This window comes from Streptomyces sp. NBC_00224 (assembly GCF_041435195.1).
Taxonomy (GTDB): Bacteria; Actinomycetota; Actinomycetes; order Streptomycetales; family Streptomycetaceae; genus Streptomyces.
Genome location: NZ_CP108106.1, coordinates 6,733,899 through 6,752,701, shown reverse-complemented (window position 1 = coordinate 6,752,701; position 18,803 = coordinate 6,733,899). Strand labels below are relative to the sequence as shown.

At 72.8% G+C, this 18,803-nt stretch carries 17 protein-coding genes; 6 read left to right on the top strand and 11 right to left on the bottom strand.

The window, feature by feature from the left end:
* Positions 1-130: 130 nt before the first annotated feature.
* Both OG965_RS30190 and OG965_RS30185 read right to left on the bottom strand, forming a co-directional pair.
* A complete protein-coding gene (locus OG965_RS30190) occupies positions 131-1,369 on the bottom strand; it encodes a sensor histidine kinase (RefSeq protein ID WP_371655193.1) in 1,239 nt (412 codons plus the stop codon).
* 5 nt (positions 1,370-1,374) lie between these two features.
* On the bottom strand, positions 1,375-2,028 hold the full coding sequence (locus OG965_RS30185; RefSeq protein ID WP_101390599.1) for a response regulator transcription factor: 654 nt from the start codon (positions 2,026-2,028) through the stop codon (positions 1,375-1,377).
* Between the two features lie 394 nt (positions 2,029-2,422).
* On the opposite strand from OG965_RS30185, the gene OG965_RS30180 reads away from it, so the two are divergent.
* Positions 2,423-2,596 carry a hypothetical protein gene (locus tag OG965_RS30180; protein WP_371655192.1) on the top strand — a complete coding sequence of 58 codons (174 nt, stop codon included), beginning with the start codon at positions 2,423-2,425 and terminating at the stop codon, positions 2,594-2,596.
* Between the two features lie 68 nt (positions 2,597-2,664).
* On the opposite strand, the gene OG965_RS30175 is transcribed toward OG965_RS30180, so the two are convergent.
* Both OG965_RS30175 and OG965_RS30170 read right to left on the bottom strand, forming a co-directional pair.
* Positions 2,665-3,495, bottom strand: a complete 831-nt coding sequence (locus OG965_RS30175; RefSeq protein ID WP_371655191.1) for an inositol monophosphatase family protein — start codon at positions 3,493-3,495, stop codon at positions 2,665-2,667.
* A gap of 10 nt (positions 3,496-3,505) precedes the next feature.
* Complete coding sequence (locus OG965_RS30170) at positions 3,506-4,657, bottom strand: ferrochelatase (RefSeq protein WP_371655190.1); 1,152 nt, start codon at positions 4,655-4,657, stop codon at positions 3,506-3,508.
* A 192-nt stretch (positions 4,658-4,849) separates the two neighbouring features.
* On the opposite strand from OG965_RS30170, the gene OG965_RS30165 reads away from it, so the two are divergent.
* Both OG965_RS30165 and OG965_RS30160 read left to right on the top strand, forming a co-directional pair.
* Entirely contained in the window at positions 4,850-6,088 is a 1,239-nt protein-coding gene (locus OG965_RS30165; protein ID WP_371655189.1) for an MFS transporter, read from the top strand.
* Positions 6,057-7,376 (top strand): D-arabinono-1,4-lactone oxidase, encoded by a 1,320-nt coding sequence (locus tag OG965_RS30160; RefSeq protein ID WP_371655188.1) that lies wholly within the window; start codon positions 6,057-6,059, stop codon positions 7,374-7,376. The genes OG965_RS30165 and OG965_RS30160 overlap by 32 nt, the downstream gene beginning before the upstream one ends.
* A gap of 4 nt (positions 7,377-7,380) precedes the next feature.
* Here the strand turns inward: OG965_RS30160 and OG965_RS30155 are convergent, their stop codons facing one another.
* A complete protein-coding gene (locus OG965_RS30155) occupies positions 7,381-8,196 on the bottom strand; it encodes a hypothetical protein (RefSeq protein ID WP_371655187.1) in 816 nt (271 codons plus the stop codon).
* 499 nt (positions 8,197-8,695) lie between these two features.
* On the opposite strand from OG965_RS30155, the gene sepH reads away from it, so the two are divergent.
* Positions 8,696-9,730, top strand: a complete 1,035-nt coding sequence (gene sepH, locus OG965_RS30150; protein WP_371655186.1) for a septation protein SepH — start codon at positions 8,696-8,698, stop codon at positions 9,728-9,730.
* A gap of 92 nt (positions 9,731-9,822) precedes the next feature.
* Here the strand turns inward: sepH and OG965_RS30145 are convergent, their stop codons facing one another.
* Entirely contained in the window at positions 9,823-10,671 is an 849-nt protein-coding gene (locus OG965_RS30145; RefSeq protein WP_371655185.1) for a sulfurtransferase, read from the bottom strand.
* 224 nt (positions 10,672-10,895) lie between these two features.
* Between OG965_RS30145 and OG965_RS30140 the strand changes: the two genes are divergently transcribed.
* On the top strand, positions 10,896-11,669 hold the full coding sequence (locus tag OG965_RS30140) for a VOC family protein (RefSeq protein ID WP_371655184.1): 774 nt from the start codon (positions 10,896-10,898) through the stop codon (positions 11,667-11,669).
* A 92-nt stretch (positions 11,670-11,761) separates the two neighbouring features.
* Here OG965_RS30140 and OG965_RS30135 read toward each other — a convergent pair whose 3' ends face one another.
* From OG965_RS30135 to OG965_RS30120, 4 genes are all read right to left on the bottom strand, one after another.
* Positions 11,762-12,409 carry a thymidine kinase gene (locus OG965_RS30135; protein ID WP_371655183.1) on the bottom strand — a complete coding sequence of 216 codons (648 nt, stop codon included), beginning with the start codon at positions 12,407-12,409 and terminating at the stop codon, positions 11,762-11,764.
* A gap of 70 nt (positions 12,410-12,479) precedes the next feature.
* Positions 12,480-13,673, bottom strand: coding sequence for an alkaline phosphatase family protein (locus OG965_RS30130; RefSeq protein WP_371655182.1), 1,194 nt, complete (start codon positions 13,671-13,673; stop codon positions 12,480-12,482).
* On the bottom strand, positions 13,673-14,260 hold the full coding sequence (locus OG965_RS30125; protein ID WP_371655181.1) for a DUF5998 family protein: 588 nt from the start codon (positions 14,258-14,260) through the stop codon (positions 13,673-13,675). The genes OG965_RS30130 and OG965_RS30125 overlap by 1 nt, the downstream gene beginning before the upstream one ends.
* 36 nt (positions 14,261-14,296) lie before the next feature.
* Positions 14,297-17,299, bottom strand: a complete 3,003-nt coding sequence (locus OG965_RS30120) for a GNAT family N-acetyltransferase (protein WP_371655180.1) — start codon at positions 17,297-17,299, stop codon at positions 14,297-14,299.
* A gap of 174 nt (positions 17,300-17,473) precedes the next feature.
* Here OG965_RS30120 and OG965_RS30115 point away from each other — a divergent pair, with 174 nt between their 5' ends.
* Positions 17,474-17,755: an HPr family phosphocarrier protein gene (locus OG965_RS30115; RefSeq protein ID WP_371655179.1), complete on the top strand. Its 282-nt coding sequence runs from the start codon at positions 17,474-17,476 to the stop codon at positions 17,753-17,755.
* Between the two features lie 217 nt (positions 17,756-17,972).
* Here OG965_RS30115 and OG965_RS30110 read toward each other — a convergent pair whose 3' ends face one another.
* Positions 17,973-18,650, bottom strand: coding sequence for a GntR family transcriptional regulator (locus OG965_RS30110; protein ID WP_371655178.1), 678 nt, complete (start codon positions 18,648-18,650; stop codon positions 17,973-17,975).
* Positions 18,651-18,803: the final 153 nt, after the last annotated feature.

Below are 18,803 nucleotides of genomic sequence, written 5' to 3'. Positions count from 1 at the left end.
GGAGAAGCCTTGATCACGGAGAGTAGATGGCCGGAATTTTGTCCCTGTGATTGATCACACACGAATATCTTCGGAACAGGTCCCGAAAATTCCGCTCAAAGCGAACTTCTCGATGGCATCGAAAAGCATCTCAGACGGGCAGGGTGACACGCATCACGAGGCCACCTCCCTCACGGGGCTCCGCGATGATACGGCCTCCGTGAGCCCGCGCGACGGATCGGGCGATGGACAGGCCGAGGCCGACGCCCTTGTCGCTGCCGGTCCGCTCGGTCCGCAGCCGCCGGAACGGCTCGAAGAGGTTGTCGATCTCGTACGCGGGAACCACCGGCCCCGTGTTCGACACCAGCAGGACCGCCTGGCCGTCCCTGAGCTCGGTGGTCACCGAGACCCAGCCGTCCTCCGGCACGTTGTAGCGTACGGCGTTCTGCACCAGGTTCAGGGCGATCCGCTCAAGGAGCACGCCGTTGCCCTGGACCACCGCGGGCGCCAGCTCGCCGCGGATCTCCACGCCCTTGGCCTGGGCCTCGCCGCGGGTCTGGTCGAGGGCGCGGGAGGCGACCTCGGCCAGGTCGACCGGCTTGCGGTCGACGATCTCATTCTCGCTGCGGGCCAGCAGCAGCAGGCCCTCCACCAGCTGCTCGCTGCGCTCGTTGGTGGCGAGCAGCGTCTTGCCCAGCTGGTGGAGCTCCATGGGCGCCCCGGGATCGGAGAGGTGGACCTCCAGGAGCGTGCGGTTGATCGCCAGCGGGGTCCTCAGCTCGTGCGAGGCGTTGGCGACGAACCGCTGCTGGGCGGTGAAGGCCCGCTCCAAGCGGTCCAGCATGTCGTCGAAGGTGTCCGAGAGCTCCTTGAGCTCGTCGTCCGGGCCGTCCAGCTCGATCCGCCGGCTCAGATCGGTCCCGGCCACCCGGCGGGCGGTGCGGGTGATCCGGCCCAGCGGCGACAGGACGCGGCCCGCCATCGCGTATCCGAAGGCGAAGGCGATGACGCTGAGGCCGAGCAGCGCCATCAGCGAGCGGGTCAGCAGGTCGTCCAGCGCGTGCTGGCGCTGCTGGGCCATGCACCTGCTGATCGCGTCGTTGAACTCCTGGGCGATCCCCGTGGCCGGGACCTGGCAGCTGCCGCTGGACACCGTCACGTTCTGCCCGCTGAGGATCTTGAACGGGGTGTTGCCGGAGCGCAGCGCCGTCGCCGCCAGCAGATAGATGATCGAGAGCAGCAGAATGCCCGCGATCATGAACATGCCGCCGTAGAGCAGGGTCAGCCTTATGCGGATGGTCGGGCGCACCCACGGGAAGGGGGGCTCGGCTCCCCTGGGGTCCCAGGTCGGTTTCGGTGGCGCCGTGGGGGGCGCGGGCGTGGTGGCCATCGCGGTCAGATCCGGTATCCCGAGCCCGGCACGGTGACGATGACGGGCGGCTCACCGAGCTTGCGGCGCAGCGTCATCACCGTCACGCGCACCACGTTGGTGAACGGGTCCGTGTTCTCGTCCCAGGCCTTCTCCAGGAGCTGCTCGGCCGAGACGACCGCGCCCTCGCTGCGCATCAGCACCTCCAGGACCGCGAACTCCTTGGGAGCCAGCTGGATCTCCTTGCCGTCGCGGAAGATCTCGCGCCGGTTGGGGTCGAGCTTGATGCCCGCGCGCTCCAGGATGGGCGGCAGCGGCACCGTCGTACGCCGGCCAAGGGCCCGCACCCGGGCGGTCAGCTCGCTGAAGGCGAACGGCTTGGGCAGATAGTCGTCGGCGCCGATCTCCAGGCCCTCCACCCGGTCGCTGACGTCGCCGGAGGCGGTCAGCATCAGGACCCGGGTCGGCATCCCCAGCTCGACGATCTTGCGGCAGACGTCGTCGCCATGCACCAGCGGGAGGTCCCGGTCGAGCACGACCACGTCGTAGTCATTGACCCCGATGCGCTCCAGGGCGGCGGCGCCGTCGTACACGACGTCGACGGCCATTGCCTCCCGGCGCAGTCCGGTGGCCACCGCATCGGCGAGCAGCTGCTCGTCCTCGACGACGAGTACGCGCACGGCGCTTTTCCTTCCTGTGAGCCCTCGCGGGCCGCTGATGCCCCGTGGGCGCCCTTGGGGCCCGCGCGGGCGGTTCCTGAGCCCGTACGGGCAGTTCTGTGGGCGCTGAGGCAGTGACTGTGTGCTTCCATCCTGCCCCTTACGGCCATAAACCGGCGGTAAGACGATGCCGCCGCACAGCCACCGCCCGACCTGCGGCTTCCCGGGTCGCCCGGGAATTCCGGGGATTGCCGCGCGAGTTGAGGTTTCTCGTACACCGGGCCTGGGGAGGACGACTGCACACCCGCGATCACGCCCTGTATGTGGCATGCCACTACCCGCTGCTCGTGATCGTGGAACCACCGTCGGCACACCCCCGTGCCACCCGCCACGACCCACGACGAGGGGGCGCATCATGGACGCATTCACCGCAGGACTCCTGCAGCGCATCAGGGCCACGGAGACGGACCTCACGCAGGCTCGTGAGAGCGGCGACGACTTCCTCGCGGAGGTCGAGCAGGCCGAGCTCGACGATCTTCATCGCCTCGCCGCCGAACACGGCGTCGAGGTGGCGGCCGCGGCACACTGACGCGCCGGAGGAGACCCCCGGCACCGCGGGACGGTGCCGGGGGTCTCCGCTGTCCGGGGGCGGGCGGCTCAGTCGTGCCAGGCGCCGTACTCCTCCAGGAGCGTCTGGAGCGGGCCGAAGAGCTCCGGGGTCGCCGCGATCGTCAGCTCCCGGGAGGCCGGGTCGCCCGCGCGCCCGCCGGTCAGGGCGCCCGCCTCGCGCGCGATGAGGTCGCCCGCCGCCAGGTCCCAGGGGTTCAGACCGCGCTCGTAGTACGCGTCCAGGCGGCCGGCCGCCACGTCGCACAGGTCGATCGCCGCCGAGCCGCCGCGCCGGATGTCCCGGAACCGCGGGATCAGCCGCTGCACGACGGACGCCTGGTGGGCCCGGACCGACTGGACGTAGGCGAAGCCGGTGCCGAGCAGGGACTGTTCGAGCGGGGCGGCCGGGCGGCAGCGCAGCCGCCGCTCGCCGAGGAACGCGCCGCCGCCCAGCACCGCGTGGTACGTCTCGCCGCGCATCGGGGCCTCGACCACGCCCGCGACCCGCACGCCGTCGCGCTCGGCGGCGATGGAGACGGCCCAAGTGGGCAGTCCGTACAGGTAGTTGACGGTGCCGTCGAGCGGGTCGATGACCCAGCGGATCCCGCTGGTGCCCTCACTGGAGGCGCCCTCCTCGCCGAGGAAGCCGTCGTCGGGGCGGCGCTCGGAGAGGAAGCCGGTGATCAGCTTCTCGGCGGCGATGTCCATCTCGGTGACGACGTCGATGGAGCTCGTCTTGGTGGCGGCGACGCCCAGGTCGTCCGGGCGCCCGTCCCGCAGCAGCGCCCCGGCCCGGCGGGCCGCCTCCAGGGCCAGCGTCAGCAGTTCTGTGTTCCCGGCGTGCTCGTCCTGCTGAGCAGCGGTGTGGTGCGCGGTCATTCGTCGCTCCTTACGCGTACGGGCTGTCGGCGCCGGCCGCGGCGGGCCGGGGGGCGCGGGCCGGGCAGCAGCCGACCGGGCAGAGGTCGTGCGAGGGGCCGAGCGCGCCGAGGGCGCAGCGCTCGACGCGCTGTCCGCGCTCGGCCGCCGCTCTCTCCAGGACGAGCTCGCGCACGGCGGCGGCGAACCGGGGGTCCGCGCCGACGGTGGCCGACCGCACGACCGGCAGACCGAGCTCGGCGGCCTTGGCGGTGGCCTCCGTGTCCAGGTCGTACAGGACCTCCATGTGGTCCGAGACGAAGCCGATGGGCACCATCACGACCGCGGGCACGTCCTTGCCGTGCAGCGTCTCCAGGTGGTCGCAGATGTCCGGCTCCAGCCAGGGGATGTGCGGGGCGCCGGAGCGGGACTGGTAGACGAGCTCCCAGGGCCGCTCGACCCCGGCCTCCTCGGCCACCGCGTCGGCGATCAGCCGGGCCACGTCCAGGTGCTCGCGCACATAGGCGCCGCCCTCCCCGTGCTCCTCGGCCGGGCCGGAGGTGTCGGCGGAGGCGTCCGGGATCGAGTGGGTGGTGAACGCGAGGTGGGCGCCGGCCCGGACCTCCTCGGGGAGCCGGGCCAGCGAGGCGAGGACGCCGTCGATCATCGGGCGCACGAAGCCGGGGTGGTTGAAGTAGTGCCGCAGCTTGTCCACGCGCGGCGGCTCGATGCCCTCCGCCTCCAGCGCGGCCAGCGCGTCCGCCAGGTTCTCGCGGTACTGGCGGCAGCCCGAGTACGACGCGTAGGCGCTGGTGGTGAGCACGGCGATACGGCGGTGGCCCGCCAGGGCCATCTCGCGCAGGGTGTCCGTCAGGTACGGCGCCCAGTTCCGGTTGCCCCAGTGGACCGGGAGGTCCAGGCTGTTCTTCGCGAAGTCCTCGCGCAGCGCGTCCAGGAGCGCGCGGTTCTGCTCGTTGATGGGGCTGACCCCGCCGAACAGGAAGTAGTGCTGCCCCACCTCTTTGAGCCGCTCCTTGGGGATGCCCCGGCCGCGCGTCACGTTCTCCAGGAACGGGACCACGTCGTCGGGGCCCTCGGGGCCGCCGAAGGAGAGCAGCAGCAGGGCGTCGTACGGAGCCGCGTCGGCGGCCGCTCCGGGAGCTTGATCGCGCAGATCGGACATGACATCGATCCTGCCATCCGCCACTGACAACCGCGGAACCGGCCGGGAACGGGGGCGAGAGGAGAGCGCGCACCGGGCGGTCCGGAAAACCGCGTGCGCCGGTGGCACCCGACACCGTAACTTCAACACCGTAAGCTTTAGCTATTAATTACACGCTTCAGCCACACGGTTGAGCCGGCCGCCGGAGCCCCCATGCCCAGTCCGTACCGCGCGATCTTCGCCGCCCCCGGCACCAAGCGGTTCTCCGCGGCCGGGCTGCTCGGCCGGATGCCGCTGTCCATGATGGGCATCGGCATCGTCACGATGGTCTCCCAGCTCACCGGCCGCTATGGCCTGGCCGGGGCGCTCTCCGCGACCCTCGCGATGTCGGCCGCCGTGCTCGGCCCGTACATCTCGCGCCTGGTCGACCGGCACGGCCAGCGCCGGGTGCTGCGCCCCGCCACGCTCGCCGCGGTGGCCGCCGTCGCCGGGCTGCTCGTCTGCGCCCAGCAGAGCGCGCCGGACTGGTCGCTGTTCGTCTTCGCGGCGGCCGCGGGCTGTGTGCCGAGCGTCGGCGCCATGGTCCGCGCCCGCTGGGCCGAGCTCTACCGGGGCGACGGGCAGAACCTGCACGCCGCGTACTCGTGGGAGTCGATCGTCGACGAGCTCTGCTTCATCGTCGGGCCGATCCTCTCCATCGGGCTCTCCACCGCCTGGTTCGCCGAGGCGGGGCCGCTGATCGCGGCCGGTTTCCTGGTCGTCGGCGTCTTCTGGCTGACCGCCCAGCGCGCCACCGAGCCCGTGCCGCACCCGCGCGAGCACCACACCGGCGGCTCCGCCCTGCGCTCCCCGGGCCTCCAGGTCCTGGTCGCCACCTTCGTCGCCACCGGCGCGATCTTCGGCGCGGTCGACGTGGTCACCGTGGCCTTCGCCGACGAGCGCGGCCACAAGGCGGCGGCCAGCCTGGTGCTCGCCGTGTACGCGCTGGGCTCGTGCCTCGCGGGAGCGGTGTTCGGGCTGCTGCGCCTCAAGGGCGCCGCTGCCACGAGGTGGCTGGTGGGAGTGTGTGCGATGGCGGTGAGTATGATCCCGCTCCAACTGGCCGGGAGCCTGCCGTTCCTGGCCGTGGCGCTCTTTGTCGCGGGCCTGTCCATCGCACCGACGATGGTGACCACCATGGCCCTCGTCGAGCAGCACGTACCGCGCAGCAAGCTCACCGAAGGCATGACCTGGACCGGTACCGGGCTGGCGGTCGGTGTGGCGCTCGGCTCGTCGGCCGCCGGCTGGGTGGTGGACGCGGCGGGCGCGCGCTCGGGGTATCTGGTGCCCGTCGTGTCGGGAGCGCTCGCGGCCGCGGTGGCGTTCCTGGGGTACCGCCGGCTGAGCAGGCCGGCGCCGCAACGGGAGGGGCTCGGAGCAGATGAGCGGAGCGAGCAGCAGCACGTGGCGTAACTGGGCGGGCAACGTCACGGCCCGGCCGGTGCGGGAGGTCTCCCCCGCCTCGGTGGCCGAACTGGCCGCCGCCGTGCGCCGGGCGGCCGAGGACGGTCTGAAGGTGAAGGCGGTCGGCACCGGCCACTCCTTCACCACGGCCGCCGCCACCGACGGCGTGCTCATACGTCCGGATCTGCTCACCGGCATCCGGGAGATCGACCGTACGGCCATGACGGTGACCGTCGAGGCGGGCACGCCCCTGAAGCGGCTGAACGCGGTCCTCGCGCGCGAGGGGCTCTCGCTCACCAACATGGGCGACATCATGGAGCAGACGGTGGCCGGGGCCACCTCCACCGGCACCCACGGCACCGGCCGCGACTCGGCCTCGATAGCCGCACAGATCACGGGACTTGAGCTGATCACGGCCGACGGCTCGGTCCTGAAGTGCTCGGCCAAGGGAACCGATGAAGAGCGAGCCGTCTTCGCGGCGGCCCGGATCGGGCTGGGGGCGCTCGGGGTCGTCTCGGCGATCACCTTCGCCGTGGAGCCCGAGTTCCTGCTCACCGCGCGCGAGGAGCCGATGACCTTCGACAAGGTCACCTCGGAGTTCGAGGCGCTGCACGCCGAGAACGAGCACTTCGAGTTCTACTGGTTCCCGCACACCGGTAACTGCAACACCAAGCGCAACAACCGCAGCGCCGGTCCCGCCGCCCCGCCCGGCAGGGTGAGTGGCTGGATCGAGGACGAGCTCATGTCCAACGGCCTCTTCCAGGTCGTCTGTTCACTGGGCCGGGCCGTCCCCGCGACGATCCCCGCGATCGCCAAGGTTTCCAGCCGCGCCCTCTCCGCCCGTACGTACACCGACATTCCGTACAAGGTCTTCACAAGTCCGCGCCGGGTGCGGTTCGTGGAGATGGAGTACGCGCTGCCGCGCGAGGCCGTCGTGGCGGCGCTGCGCGAAGTGCGGGCGCTGGTCGAGCGGTCGAACCTGCGGGTGAGCTTCCCGGTCGAGGTGCGCACCGCCCCGGCCGACGACATCGCGCTCTCCACGGCGTCGGGCCGGGACACCGCGTACATCGCCGTGCACATGTACAAGGGCACGCCGTACCAGGCGTACTTCACCGCCGTGGAGCGGATCATGACCGCGCACGCGGGCCGTCCGCACTGGGGCAAGGTGCACACCCGCGACGCCGAGTACTTCGCCGAGGCCTATCCGCGCTTCGGCGAGTTCACGGCGCTGCGCGACCGGCTCGACCCGGACCGGCTGTTCGGCAACGCGTATCTGCGCCGGGTGCTCGGCGACTGACGTCCTACGTCGCGGGCGGGGTCGCCGCCGACCCCGCTCCCGATCCGGTGCCCGGGGTGGCGGTGCCCGAGCCGGTGGACGCGCCGCCCGTGGACGGCGAGGGCGTCGGCGGCGGACTCGGGGTGCCGCCCGAGGACCCCGAACCACCGGTGGAGGGGGTGGGAGTGGGTGCCGGGGTGGTGCCGCCCGAGCCCGAAGTGGCGCCCGTGGTGGATGTTCCGCCGGTTCCCTTCCCGGGGTCCGGCGACGAGGACGTGCCCCCGTCGGCGCCCGTGCCGGGTGTGTGCGGGGTGCGCCGCTCGGGTTCCGAGTCCTTCTCCGACGACTTGCCGCCGCCCCCGCCGCCGTTCACCACCGAGCCGAAGGTGGTGCCGCCCTTGCCACCGCCCAGCTCGCCGCCGGACGCCAGTTCGTACGCGGTGATGCCGCCCATCGCGACCGCGAAGACGACGGCGGCGCCGAGCGCGGACCGCTTCCAGCCCCGGAGCCGGGTGCCGTGCACGGTGGCCGCGCCGAACTCGCCCTCGCGGGTGTCCTCGTACGCCGGAAAGCCCGGGTCGCGGCGCGGCTTGGGCAGCGACTGGACGGTGGCGTCGCGCAGTTGTTCCCCGGTGCGGCGGAACAGGTGCTGGAAGACCGTGCCGCCGCAGGTGGCGACGACGCTCACCACACCGGCGCCGAGGATCGTCCCGTAGACACCGAGTTTGGAGGCGAGCACGGCGGCCGCGATCGCCGCGAGCGCACTGCCCGCGACCTGGGGCACACTCAGATCGAGCCGCTTCTCGTCCTGCTTCGTCCCGGTATCCGGCTTGTCACCCATCTACAGCCTCTGTTCGCCCTTCTCCGCCAGCTTGTACGTAGTGGGGACCTATGGGCGAAGCGAATAGTTCCGTTTCTGTCGATTCTGTGAAGCACGACACGTATGAAGTGCGCACCCGTACGGCGCACGGCTTCCAACTCCCGCCCCCAGGGAGAACTTCGGCGGCGCGGCGGTCCACCCAGGTGGCCCGAATGGAGTACTGTGGCGAGCCCTGGGCCTGGTCTCCCTCTCGGGTTTCCGGGCTCTGCGGGAGGGGGCCGAAAGCGGCACTCGAACCGGCGGCGCCGCGGCACCGCACGGGCGCCAGCTACCCAGGGCGACCACTTCGGTCACTCTGCGTTGCAAATAGGTAACCGTGCCATAACGGCGTTCCAGGGCCCATGCCCGACACGCCGGGCAACTCGGCAAGGTTGTGGCAGGCTGCACCCGGGCAGGCCACACTCGACTAGCGGAAGCAGCGACGCAGGTGACGTCGGCAGGCACCACCCGGGAGGTCCCCATGCCCGAACTGCGTGTCGTGGCCGTCTCCAACGACGGCACACGACTGGTGCTCAAGGCTGCGGACAGCACGGAGTACACGCTTCCGATCGATGAGCGGCTGCGCGCCGCCGTGCGCAACGACCGCGCCCGGCTCGGGCAGATCGAGATCGAGGTCGAGAGCCATCTCCGTCCTCGCGACATCCAGGCACGGATACGCGCGGGTGCCTCGGCCGAAGAGGTCGCCCAGCTCGCCGGGATCCCCGTCGACCGGGTCCGGCGCTTCGAGGGCCCGGTGCTCGCGGAGCGCGCCTTCATGGCCGAGCGGGCACGCAAGACCCCCGTACGGCGCCCTGGCGAGAACACCGGACCCCAGCTCGGCGAGGCCGTCCAGGAGCGGCTGCTGCTGCGCGGCGCCGACAAGGACAGCGTCCAGTGGGACTCCTGGCGCCGCGACGACGGCACCTGGGAAGTCCTGCTGGTCTACCGGGTGGCGACCGAGCCGCACGCCGCGAGCTGGACCTACGACCCGCCGCGACGGCTCGTCCAGGCCGTCGACGACGAGGCCCGCTCGCTGATCGGCGAGACCGACGACACCCCCGAGCCGAGCTTCCCGTTCGTGCCGAGGATCGCCAGACTGCCCCGGGACCGGCCGCTGGACCGCGCCCTGGACCGGCAGTTGGAGCGTCCCACCCCGCCCGCGCCGGAACCCGCCGCGGACGAGAGCGACTCGCTGACCAGCCTCCTGGAGGCCGTGCCGAGCTTCCGCGGCGACATGGTGGTGCCCGAGCGGCCCGCCGCGCCGCCGGAGCCCCCGGCGGCCGAGCCCGAGGCGGAGCCCGAGGTCGAGGAGCCGCCCGCACCGGCGGCGTCGGCGGGCGCCGGCGCGGCGTACGCGGACGTCCTGATGCCCCGCTCGGTGGCCGGTCACCGCGACCGCCTCACCGGCACCACGGACCGCCAGGCCGAGGCGGACGGCGTCCGGCCCGGACGACGGGCGGCCGTGCCCAGCTGGGACGAGATCGTCTTCGGCACCCGGCGCAAGAAACAGGAGTAGGACGCGTCGTACGTCGACGCGTCGTACGTCGATACGAGGTACATCGATACGAGCCGAGGGGCCCGCGCCGAGCGCGGGCCCCTCGGTGTGCGCTACTGCGGGTCGGGGCCGGTCGCGACCGGGCGCGACTCGTCCGAGGACCACTGCGACCAGGACCCGGCGTAGAGCGCGGCGGGGATCCCCGCGACCGCCAGGGCCAGCACCTCGTGGGCGCCGGAGACCCCGGAGCCGCAGTAGACGCCGACCTCGGTACCGGAGGCGCCCAGGGCCTTGAAGCGGTCGGCGAGGACCTCGGGAGCCAGGAAGCGCCCGTCGGGGCCCACGTTCTCGGTGGTGGGGGCGGAGACCGCGCCCGGGATGTGGCCGCCGACCCGGTCGATGGGCTCGACCTCGCCCCGGTAGCGCTCCCCCGCCCGGGCGTCGAGCAGCAGTCCGGAGCGGGCGAGCGCGGCCGCCCCGTCCGCGTCGAGCAGGTCCACCGCGCCGGGCTCGGGGGCGAAGTCGCCCTCGGCGGGCGCCGGGACGTCGGTGGACAGCGCGCCGGTCCAGGCGGCGAGACCGCCGTCGAGGACGCGGACGTCCGGGTGACCCGTCCAGCGCAGCAGCCACCAGGCGCGGGCGGCCGCCCAGCCCTGGCCGCCGTCGTAGACGACCACCGGTGTCCCGGCGGACACGCCCGCGCGGCGCATCACGGCGCCGAACGCCGCCACGTCGGGCAGCGGGTGGCGGCCGCCGGCGCCGGGCGGCCCCGCCAGCTCCGCGTCGAGGTCGACGAAGACCGCGCCGGGCAGATGCCCGGCCTCGTACTCGGCCCGGCCGTCGAAGGCGGCGGCGCCGGCGGCCTTCGCCAGACTGAGCTGCCAGCGGACGTCCAGGAGGACCGGAGGGCGTGCCCCGGTCAGCTCGTTCGCCAGTTCGGGTGCGCTGATGATGGCGTTCATGGGGCCATCCTCGCGCAGCGCACGGCGCCGCGAAACGGCCGCGAAACGGATGAGAAATGCCAAAGCGGGCATCCTCCTGCGGGAACGCGCCAAAAGCGGCGCGGCCGGGGCGCGCTTCGCCGTAGGTGGTGCAAGCATCTGCGAGGAGGTGGGCGCCGGCGCGGCCCGGCCGCCCGCCTCTTCAGGGCGCGTTCTCACAGCGATGGTCCGAGGAGAGAGTCACGATGTCCCAGGCAGAGACCCGGCGCACGCCCGGCACACCCTGCTGGGTGAGCCTCATGGTGCACGGCCTGGCTCCTACCCAGGAGTTCTACGCGGCGCTGTTCGGCTGGGAGTTCCGGCCGGGGCCCGCCTCGCTCGGCCCCTATGTGCGGGCCCTGCTCGACGGCGCCGAGGTCGCGGGCATCGGGCAGTTGCCGCCCGACCGCCATCTGCCGATCGCCTGGACCACGTATCTGGCCACCGACGACGCCGACGCGACGGCCGAGACGATCCGGCACTGCGGCGGCACGGTCGGCGTCGGTCCGCTCGACGCGGGCGACGCGGGGCGCCTGGTGATCGCCTCGGACCCGGAGGGCGCGGTCTTCGGCGCCTGGCAGGCCGAGGCGCACGTCGGCACGATGGTGGCGGGCGCGCCGGGCACCCCCGTCTGGAACGAGCTGGTGACCCGCGAGACCTCCACGGTCAGCAAGTTCTACGAGTCGGTGTTCGGCTACGAGAAGGAGACGGTGGTCTCGGCCGAATTCGACCACGTGACGCTGCACATCGAGGGACGCCCGGTCTGCTCGCTGCACGGCGTGGGCCACGCCCTGCCGCGCGACAGGGGCGCGCACTGGATGACGTACTTCGAGGTCGCGGACACCGACGAGGCGGCCCGGCGGGTCACCGAGCTGGGCGGCCAGGTGCTCCGCCCACCGCACGAGGGATCGAGCGGCCGCCTGGCGACGGTGGCGGACCCGGAGGGCGCGGTGTTCACGCTGATCCGATCAACCCCCTAGGGGCGCGGGGCTGTGACATTTTGCGGCTCCGCCGCGTGGGCGCGCCCAGCCACAGACGGCCCGCGGACAAAGTCCGGGCCCCCGCGGAGCGGCTACGCGTCGACGGGCAGGACGTCCGGCGACAGCGCGGCCGCGCGCGCACCCGCGGCCGTCATGCGGCGCCGGTGGTGGCGCCGGCACAGCACCTCGTAGCCGATCTCGTCCTCGGACTGGTTCACGTCACCGACGACGACCTGCGCGCCCTCGACCACCATCTCCCCGCCCCGGGTACGCGCGTTGTGCGTGGCCCGCGCCCCGCACCAGCAGAGCGCCTCGACCTGGAGGACCTCGACGCGGTCGGCCAGCTCGACCAGGCGCTGGGAGCCGGGGAAGAGCTTGGAGCGGAAGTCGGTGGTGATGCCGAAGGCGAAGACGTCCAGGTCGAGGTCGTCGACGACCCGGGCGAGCTGGTCGATCTGGCCGGGCGCGAGGAACTGCGCCTCGTCGGCGATCACGTAGTCGCAGCGGCCGCCCTTGGAGAGGTGGGCGACCAGATACGCGTAGAAGTCGAAGCCCTCGGCGGCCTCGACGGCGTCCGTCACCAGGCCGAGCCGGGAGGACAGCTTGCCCTCGCCCGCGCGGTCGTCCCGCGTGAAGATCATGCCCTGGAGGCCGCGCGCGGAGCGGTTGTGCTCGATCTGAAGAGCGAGGGTGCTCTTTCCGCAGTCCATCGTTCCGGAGAAGAACACCAGCTCGGGCATGGGAAGTTGACGGCCTTTCGGATCTGCGCACGCGTCCGCGTACAGGAGACAGGAGGGAGGTGCGGAAGGGTTACGAGCGTACTTCGAGGAGCGGCACGAGCTGCTCGACGGGGGTCATCGAGCCGTGCATGCCGACCATCGCGGACTCGTGCGGCTCGTTCTGCGAGGCGGTGATCACCACATCGGCGTGCGCGGCCGCGACGACGTCGCCGATCCGCCCGTACACGCGCTCGTCGCACGCGCCCGGCTGCCCGAACCAGCCCGCCGCTATCGCCTCGTCGCGGCTCGCCACCCAGAACTGCTCGCCGAGCACCTCGCGCCAGACGGTGAGCACGTCGGACTCGGCGCCCGGGACCGCGTACACATGGCGGGCCCGGCCCTCGCCGCCGAGCAGGGCCACTCCGGCGCGCAGCTCCCAGTCCTCGTCGAAGTCGATGCGGGACTCTTCGTCGAAGGGGATGTCGATCATGCCGTGGTCGGCGGTGACGTACAGCGCGGAGCGGGGCGGCAGCTGCTCGGCGAGGCGCTGGACCAGCCGGTCGACGTACATCAGCTGGCCGCGCCAGGCGTCCGAGTCCACGCCGAAGCGGTGGCCCTTGCCGTCGACCTCGCTGTAGTACGTGTAGACCAGCGAGCGGTCCCCGGCGGCCAGTTGCGCGGCGGCCAGGTCCATGCGGTCCTCGCCGGTCAGCCGGCCGTGAAACGTTCCGCCACTGAGCGCGACCTTGGTGAGCGGGGTGTGCTGGAAGGTCGGTGAGGACACCTGGGCGGTGTGCACGCCGGCCGCGTCGGCCAGCTGGAAGACCGTGGGGTACGGCTGCCAGACGTGCGGGTCGGTCCAGGGCTTCCAGCGGAGCTGGTTCATCAGCTCGCCGGTCTCCGGGTTGCGCGCGGTGTAGCCGGGCAGGCCGTGCGCGGCGGGCGGCAGGCCGGTGCCGACGGAGGCGAGCGACGTGGCGGTGGTGGCGGGGAACCCGGCGGTGATCGGCCGTCCGGTGCCGCCGCGCGAGGTGGCGAGCAGCCCGTGCAGATAGGGCGCCTCGTCGGGGTGGGCCTTGATCTGCTCCCAGCCGAGCCCGTCGATCAGGAACACACAGTTCCGGTCGGCCGGGGTCAGCTCGGGGATGGCGGCGGTCGCACCGGGCACGCCCATGCCGGCCGCGAGGGTGGGCAGCAGATCGGCGAGCGAGCCGCTGCCGTACTCGGGCACGGGGGCGGTGTCGAGGGCGAGGGGTTCCGGATCCTGCCAGGCGGGCTGGGCCATCAGCGGGCGGTGGCCGCAGTGGCTTCGGAGAGCGCCTGGGCGAAGTCGAGGGTCTGGCGCACGGTGTCCGGCCCGTCCCCGGCCTCGCTGACGCGCAGGCTGAGGTCGTCGGCGGTGGAGCTGCCGGTGTAGCCGTGGTCGGCGTCGCAGTTGGGGTCGCCGCAGGCGGCGGGCTCCAGGTCGATACGGGAGACGGCGCCCCAGCCGATGGTCAGGACGACCTCGCGGGGCAGGGTGCCCGGGGTGTACGACTCGGGGTTGGCGACCACGCGGCTGACCACCACGGACGAGATCCGGTTGAGCTTCACGGACTCGGTGGAGGTCGTGGCGTACGGCGTCGGGGAGCTGGTGTCGGCGTTCTGCTCGTCGGTGTGGCTGACGATGAAACGGTTGCCCGTCAGAACCAGGACCGTCACGTGGCGGCGCACCTCGTTGGCGTCGAAGGTGGTCTCCTGATGGACCAGGTACGACGCGATGGGCTCACCACCGACGGCGGCCTCCACCGCCTCGGCCACAAGGGCCGGGTAGTAGCCGCTGCGCTCGATCGCCGCGCGCAGCCCCTGGGTCATCGTGCCGGTCTTCGCCATGAGCTCCATCCTACGGGGCCCTGAGGCCCGATCGTTTCAGTAGCTGGGCAGGCGCCTCGGCCCCAGGTCGGAGCGGGGCGGCGGTGGCGCGAGGCGGACGCTCGCGCCGAGTACGGAGAGGCCGTGCTGGGCGACGACGACCGGTTCCAGGGAGACGGCGACGACCTCCGGGTGGTCGTCGACCAGCCGGGAGACCCGCAGCAGCAGCTCTTCCAGGGCGGCCGTGTCCACCGGTGCGGAGCCGCGCCAGCCGAAGAGGAGGGGTGCGGTCCGGATCGACCGGACCAGCTCGGCGGCGTCCCGGTCGGTGGCGGGGACCAGCCGGTGGCCGGTGTCGCCGAGCAGCTCGGAGGCGGCTCCGGCGAGGCCGAAGGAGAGCACGGCACCGACGGCCGGGTCGATGGCCGCGCGTACGACGGTGTCCACGCCGCGCGGCGCCATCGCCTGCACGACCGGGAGCAGCTCCTCCGGCTTGCCGAGGACCTGGGCCAACTCGTCGTATGCGCGCCGCAGTTGCTCCTCGTCGGCGAGGTCGAGGCGGACGCCGCCGAGGTCGGGGCGGTGGCGCAGGTGCGGGGCGGTGGTCTTGAGGGCCACGGGGTAGCCGAGGCGGGCGGCGGCCTCGACGGCGGCGTCCGGGTGGGGCGCGGGCAGGGCGGGGCGCACGGGGATCCCGTACCGGGCGAGCAGCGCCTCCGCCTCGGCGGCGGCGAGGGTCGTCCCCCTCGGGTCCGCGTCCCCGAGCAGCCGCCCGATGTCGGCGGCGGCCCCGGCCTCGTCGATGTCGTCGTACTCCGGCACCTTCCCCTGCTCGGCGGCCTGCCGCCGCCACTGCCCGTACCGGACGGCCTCGGCGAGGGCCCGTACGGCGCGTTCGGCGGCGGGGTAGGCGGGGATGCTGTGGGGTTCGGCGGGGGGTTCGGGTGCGGGGCCGGTGGGGATGGCTTGTCCCCCACCCCGCCCCTTCCCGAGACCCTCCGGGGGTGGGGGTGGGCTGATACGGGAGGACCCCCTCGGGGGCTCCGCCCCCGGAACCCCGGCGGGGCCTGCGGCCCCTGCACCCCGCTCGGGGCGCGCCCCGAGCGTCGCCCCTGGCGTCGTCGCGGCACTCGTCCCCGGCTCGCCGTCCGGCCTCGTCGGGGTGAGCGGGGCTCGGTGCGGGGGTGTGGTGCGGCGGGCCGTGCTCGCCGCGCTCGCCAGCGCCTCCGCCAAGCCGCCCAGCTCCACGTGTACTACCGCCACCGGCTTCGCCGGGGCCGTGGTCGTGGCCTGCTGGAGGGCCGTGGCCAGGGCTTCGTCGGGGTAGCCGGGCTCGCCCACCCAGGGGATCGCCGTGACCACCACCGCGTCGCAGAACTCGTCCGCCAGGGCCCGCGCCAGCGCGTCGCGGAAGTCCTCGGGGGTGGCCGCCGTCGTGAGGTCGACGGGCGGGTGGGGGCGCAGGCCCTCGGTGAGGCAGGCGTCGTAGGTGAGCAGGCCGAGGGATTCCGAGTTGCCCAGGATCGCCACGCGCGGGCCGGCCGGGAGCGGCTGGCCCGCGAGGAGGACGCCCGCGTCGACCAGCTCGGTCACCGTGTCCACCCGGATCACGCCCGCCTGGCGCAGCAGCGCCGACACCGCCGTGTCCGGGACCCGGGTCACCGGGACCGCGTGGCCGGGCGGGGTCGAGCCGCTGTGGCGGGCGCCCTTCACCGCGACCACCGGCTTGACCGCCGCCGTCCGGCGCGCGAGCCGGGTGAACTTCCGCGGGTTGCCGATGGATTCGAGGTACAGCAGGACCACGTCCGTGTCCGCGTCCTCGTACCAGTACTGGAGGATGTCGTTGCCCGAGACGTCCGCCCGGTTGCCCGACGAGATGAACGTCGACAGGCCCGCGCCCCGCCGGTGCAGGCCCGAGAGGAGCGCGATCCCGATCGCTCCCGACTGGGTGAACAGTCCGATCCGGCCCCGCTGCGGCGGATCGGGCGCCAGCGAGGCGTTCAGGCGCGTCCCGGGCGCGGTGTTGATGACGCCGAACGCGTTCGGCCCGATCAGCCGCATCCCGTACGACCGCACCTGGCGCAGCAGTTCGCGCTGGCGCTCGCGCCCGGCCGCGCCGCTCTCGGCGTACCCGGCGGACAGGACGACCAGCCCCTGCACCCCGTGCTCACCGCACTCCGCGACCGCCTCCGGCACCCGTTCGGCCGGGACCGCGACGACCGCGAGGTCGACCTGCTCCGCGATCTCGCCGAGCGAGCGGACCGCGCGGACGCCGTCGACCTGCGAACCGCCCTCGGGGAAGGCCCGGTTGACCGCGTACACACGTCCGGTGAACCCCGCCCCGAGCAGGTTGCGCAGCACCGTGCGGCCGACGCCGCCGGGCGCGCGGCCGGTGCCGATCACGGCCACCGAGCCGGGGGCGAGCAGCCGCTGCACCGAGCGCGACTCCGCGCGCTGCTCGCGGGCGCGCTGCACGGCCAGCGACTCGGCGGTCGGCTCCAGATCGAGTGTGAGATGGACCGAGCCGTCCTCGAAGGAACGCTTCTGCTGATAGCCCGCGTCCGTGAACACCTTGATCATCTTGTTGTTGGCGGGCAGCACCTCCGCCGCGAACCGCCGGATCCCCCGCTCGCGCGCGACCTCCGCGACGTGTTCGAGCAGTGCGGAGGCGACCCCGCGCCCCTGGTGGGCGTCCTGGACGAGGAACGCCACCTCGGCCTCGTCGGCCGGCGCCGAGGCGGGCCTGCCCTGCGCGTTGATCCGGTCGTAGCGGACGGTCGCGATGAACTCGCCGCCCACCGTCGCCGCGAGCCCGACGCGGTCCACGTAGTCGTGATGGGTGAAGCGGTGCACGTCCTTCGCCGACAGCCGGGGGTAGGGCGCGAAGAAGCGGTAGTACTTGGACTCGTCCGACACCTGCTCGTAGAACGAGACGAGCCGCTCCGCGTCGTCGGTCGTGATGGGCCTGACCCGCGCGGTCCCCCCGTCGCGCAGCACGACGTCGGCCTCCCAGTGGGCCGGGTACGCGGGGTCCTGCGTCTTCTCCTGCGGAGCCTGCATACGGGCAGCCTACGGGTCGCGGGGCCGCTGCGGTCAGGTCAAGGTAGGGGGCAGAGTGGAGAGGGCGGCCAGGGCCGAAGGGCCGCCGGATCCGGGACCGACGTCGGCACGAGCACTGCGCAGGACATGAGAGACTGGTCTAGACAACCGTCAGAGATTTCGAAGGGCATCACCATGGCTGAGCGCCGCGTCAATGTCGGCTGGGCCGAGGGCCTGCACGCCCGCCCCGCTTCCATCTTCGTCCGCGCCGCCACGGCCTCCGGCGTCCCCGTGACGATCGCCAAGGCCGACGGCAACCCGGTCAACGCCGCCTCCATGCTCGCGGTGCTCGGCCTGGGTGCGCAGGGCGGCGAGGAGATCGTGCTGGCTTCCGAGGCGGAGGGCGCCGAGGCGGCCCTGGACCGTCTGGCGAAGCTGGTCGAGGCGGGCCTTGAGGAGCTCCCCGAGACCGTCTGACCGCACCCGGTCGGCCGAACCCCGGCCCGGGCCGATGCGTCACCGCACTTCGCGAAACGGAGCCGCGGATCCTGAATTCAGGATCCGCGGCTCCTTTCCTTTTAGCTGGTTGTGCGGGTCGCCCGAACCCCTTACCCGCGCCGCTGATTTCCGGCGACGAATTCGGGCAGCACAAAAGAACCCCGCCGAATCACTCCCTTTGTATACGGCGACCCCGTTAAGCGCGGACGCTCGCGGTGTTTACGGCATGTTGCGAAGTCCTCACGTCCACCGGGCTCCGCAGGCGATAGGCGGAAAACGCGCGGTCGGCGTGGTGGGCCGCCAGCGATCTGGCCCGCTCGGCGTCGCCGCGCGCCAGCGCGTCCACGATCGCCCCGTGCTCCGCCCAGCACTCGGCGGGCAGCGCGGGCTGCTCCACCACGTACATCCAGGCGATCTTGTGCCGCAGCTGGGTGAGCAGCGAGATGAGGCCGGGGCTGCCGGAGGCCTGGGCCAGCGTCTCGTGGAACCAGACGCCCAGCGAGCGCAGATCCTCGCCCTGGGACCGCCGGATGCGGTCCTGGCCCAGCCTGACCAGCCCGCGCAGCACCTTGAGATGGGGCTCGGTGCGCCGGGCGGCGGCCCGCGAGGCGGCCAGCGGCTCCAGCAACGCGCGCAGTTCGAGCAGGTCGGCGGCCTCCTGCTCGGTCGGCTCGGCGACACAGGCCCCGGCGTGCCGGCGCGTGGTCACGAACCCCTCGGACTCCAGCGTGCGCAGCGCCTCGCGGACCGGGACGCGCGAAACCCCGTACCGCCGGGCGAGCACTTCCTCGGTGAGCCGGCTGCCGCGCGCGAAGAGTCCCGCGACGATGTCGTCGCGGATTGCCGTGCATACCGATTGCGCTGGAATGCGCATGACCGAACCTCCGCCTTAATCCCCGCGAAACGCGGTTGATCGACGCCTGTTCGGTGACTCTATTCCAGCGACTGTTAATTCCCGGTGACATGCCGTATGCAATGCATATCTTTTGGCCACGGACGGCTCTCCGCGCCCGGCGGCGACGCCGAA

Bases quoted from the DNA above. Each gene is read 5' to 3' on its own strand.
- OG965_RS30160 (WP_371655188.1), top strand. From the start codon at position 6,057: ATGAGCGGAGCGAGCAGCAGCACGTGGCGTAACTGGGCGGGCAACGTC.
- OG965_RS30170 (WP_371655190.1), bottom strand. From the start codon at position 4,657: ATGTCCGATCTGCGCGATCAAGCTCCCGGAGCGGCCGCCGACGCGGCT.
- OG965_RS30145 (WP_371655185.1), bottom strand. From the start codon at position 10,671: ATGAACGCCATCATCAGCGCACCCGAACTGGCGAACGAGCTGACCGGG.
- OG965_RS30115 (WP_371655179.1), top strand. From the start codon at position 17,474: ATGGCTGAGCGCCGCGTCAATGTCGGCTGGGCCGAGGGCCTGCACGCC.
- sepH (WP_371655186.1), top strand. From the start codon at position 8,696: ATGCCCGAACTGCGTGTCGTGGCCGTCTCCAACGACGGCACACGACTG.
- OG965_RS30135 (WP_371655183.1), bottom strand. From the start codon at position 12,409: ATGCCCGAGCTGGTGTTCTTCTCCGGAACGATGGACTGCGGAAAGAGC.
- OG965_RS30190 (WP_371655193.1), bottom strand. From the start codon at position 1,369: ATGGCCACCACGCCCGCGCCCCCCACGGCGCCACCGAAACCGACCTGG.
- OG965_RS30110 (WP_371655178.1), bottom strand. From the start codon at position 18,650: ATGCGCATTCCAGCGCAATCGGTATGCACGGCAATCCGCGACGACATC.
- OG965_RS30130 (WP_371655182.1), bottom strand. From the start codon at position 13,673: ATGGCCCAGCCCGCCTGGCAGGATCCGGAACCCCTCGCCCTCGACACC.
- OG965_RS30120 (WP_371655180.1), bottom strand. From the start codon at position 17,299: ATGCAGGCTCCGCAGGAGAAGACGCAGGACCCCGCGTACCCGGCCCAC.
- OG965_RS30140 (WP_371655184.1), top strand. From the start codon at position 10,896: ATGTCCCAGGCAGAGACCCGGCGCACGCCCGGCACACCCTGCTGGGTG.
- OG965_RS30175 (WP_371655191.1), bottom strand. From the start codon at position 3,495: ATGACCGCGCACCACACCGCTGCTCAGCAGGACGAGCACGCCGGGAAC.
- OG965_RS30165 (WP_371655189.1), top strand. From the start codon at position 4,850: ATGCCCAGTCCGTACCGCGCGATCTTCGCCGCCCCCGGCACCAAGCGG.
- OG965_RS30180 (WP_371655192.1), top strand. From the start codon at position 2,423: ATGGACGCATTCACCGCAGGACTCCTGCAGCGCATCAGGGCCACGGAG.
- OG965_RS30125 (WP_371655181.1), bottom strand. From the start codon at position 14,260: ATGGCGAAGACCGGCACGATGACCCAGGGGCTGCGCGCGGCGATCGAG.
- OG965_RS30155 (WP_371655187.1), bottom strand. From the start codon at position 8,196: ATGGGTGACAAGCCGGATACCGGGACGAAGCAGGACGAGAAGCGGCTC.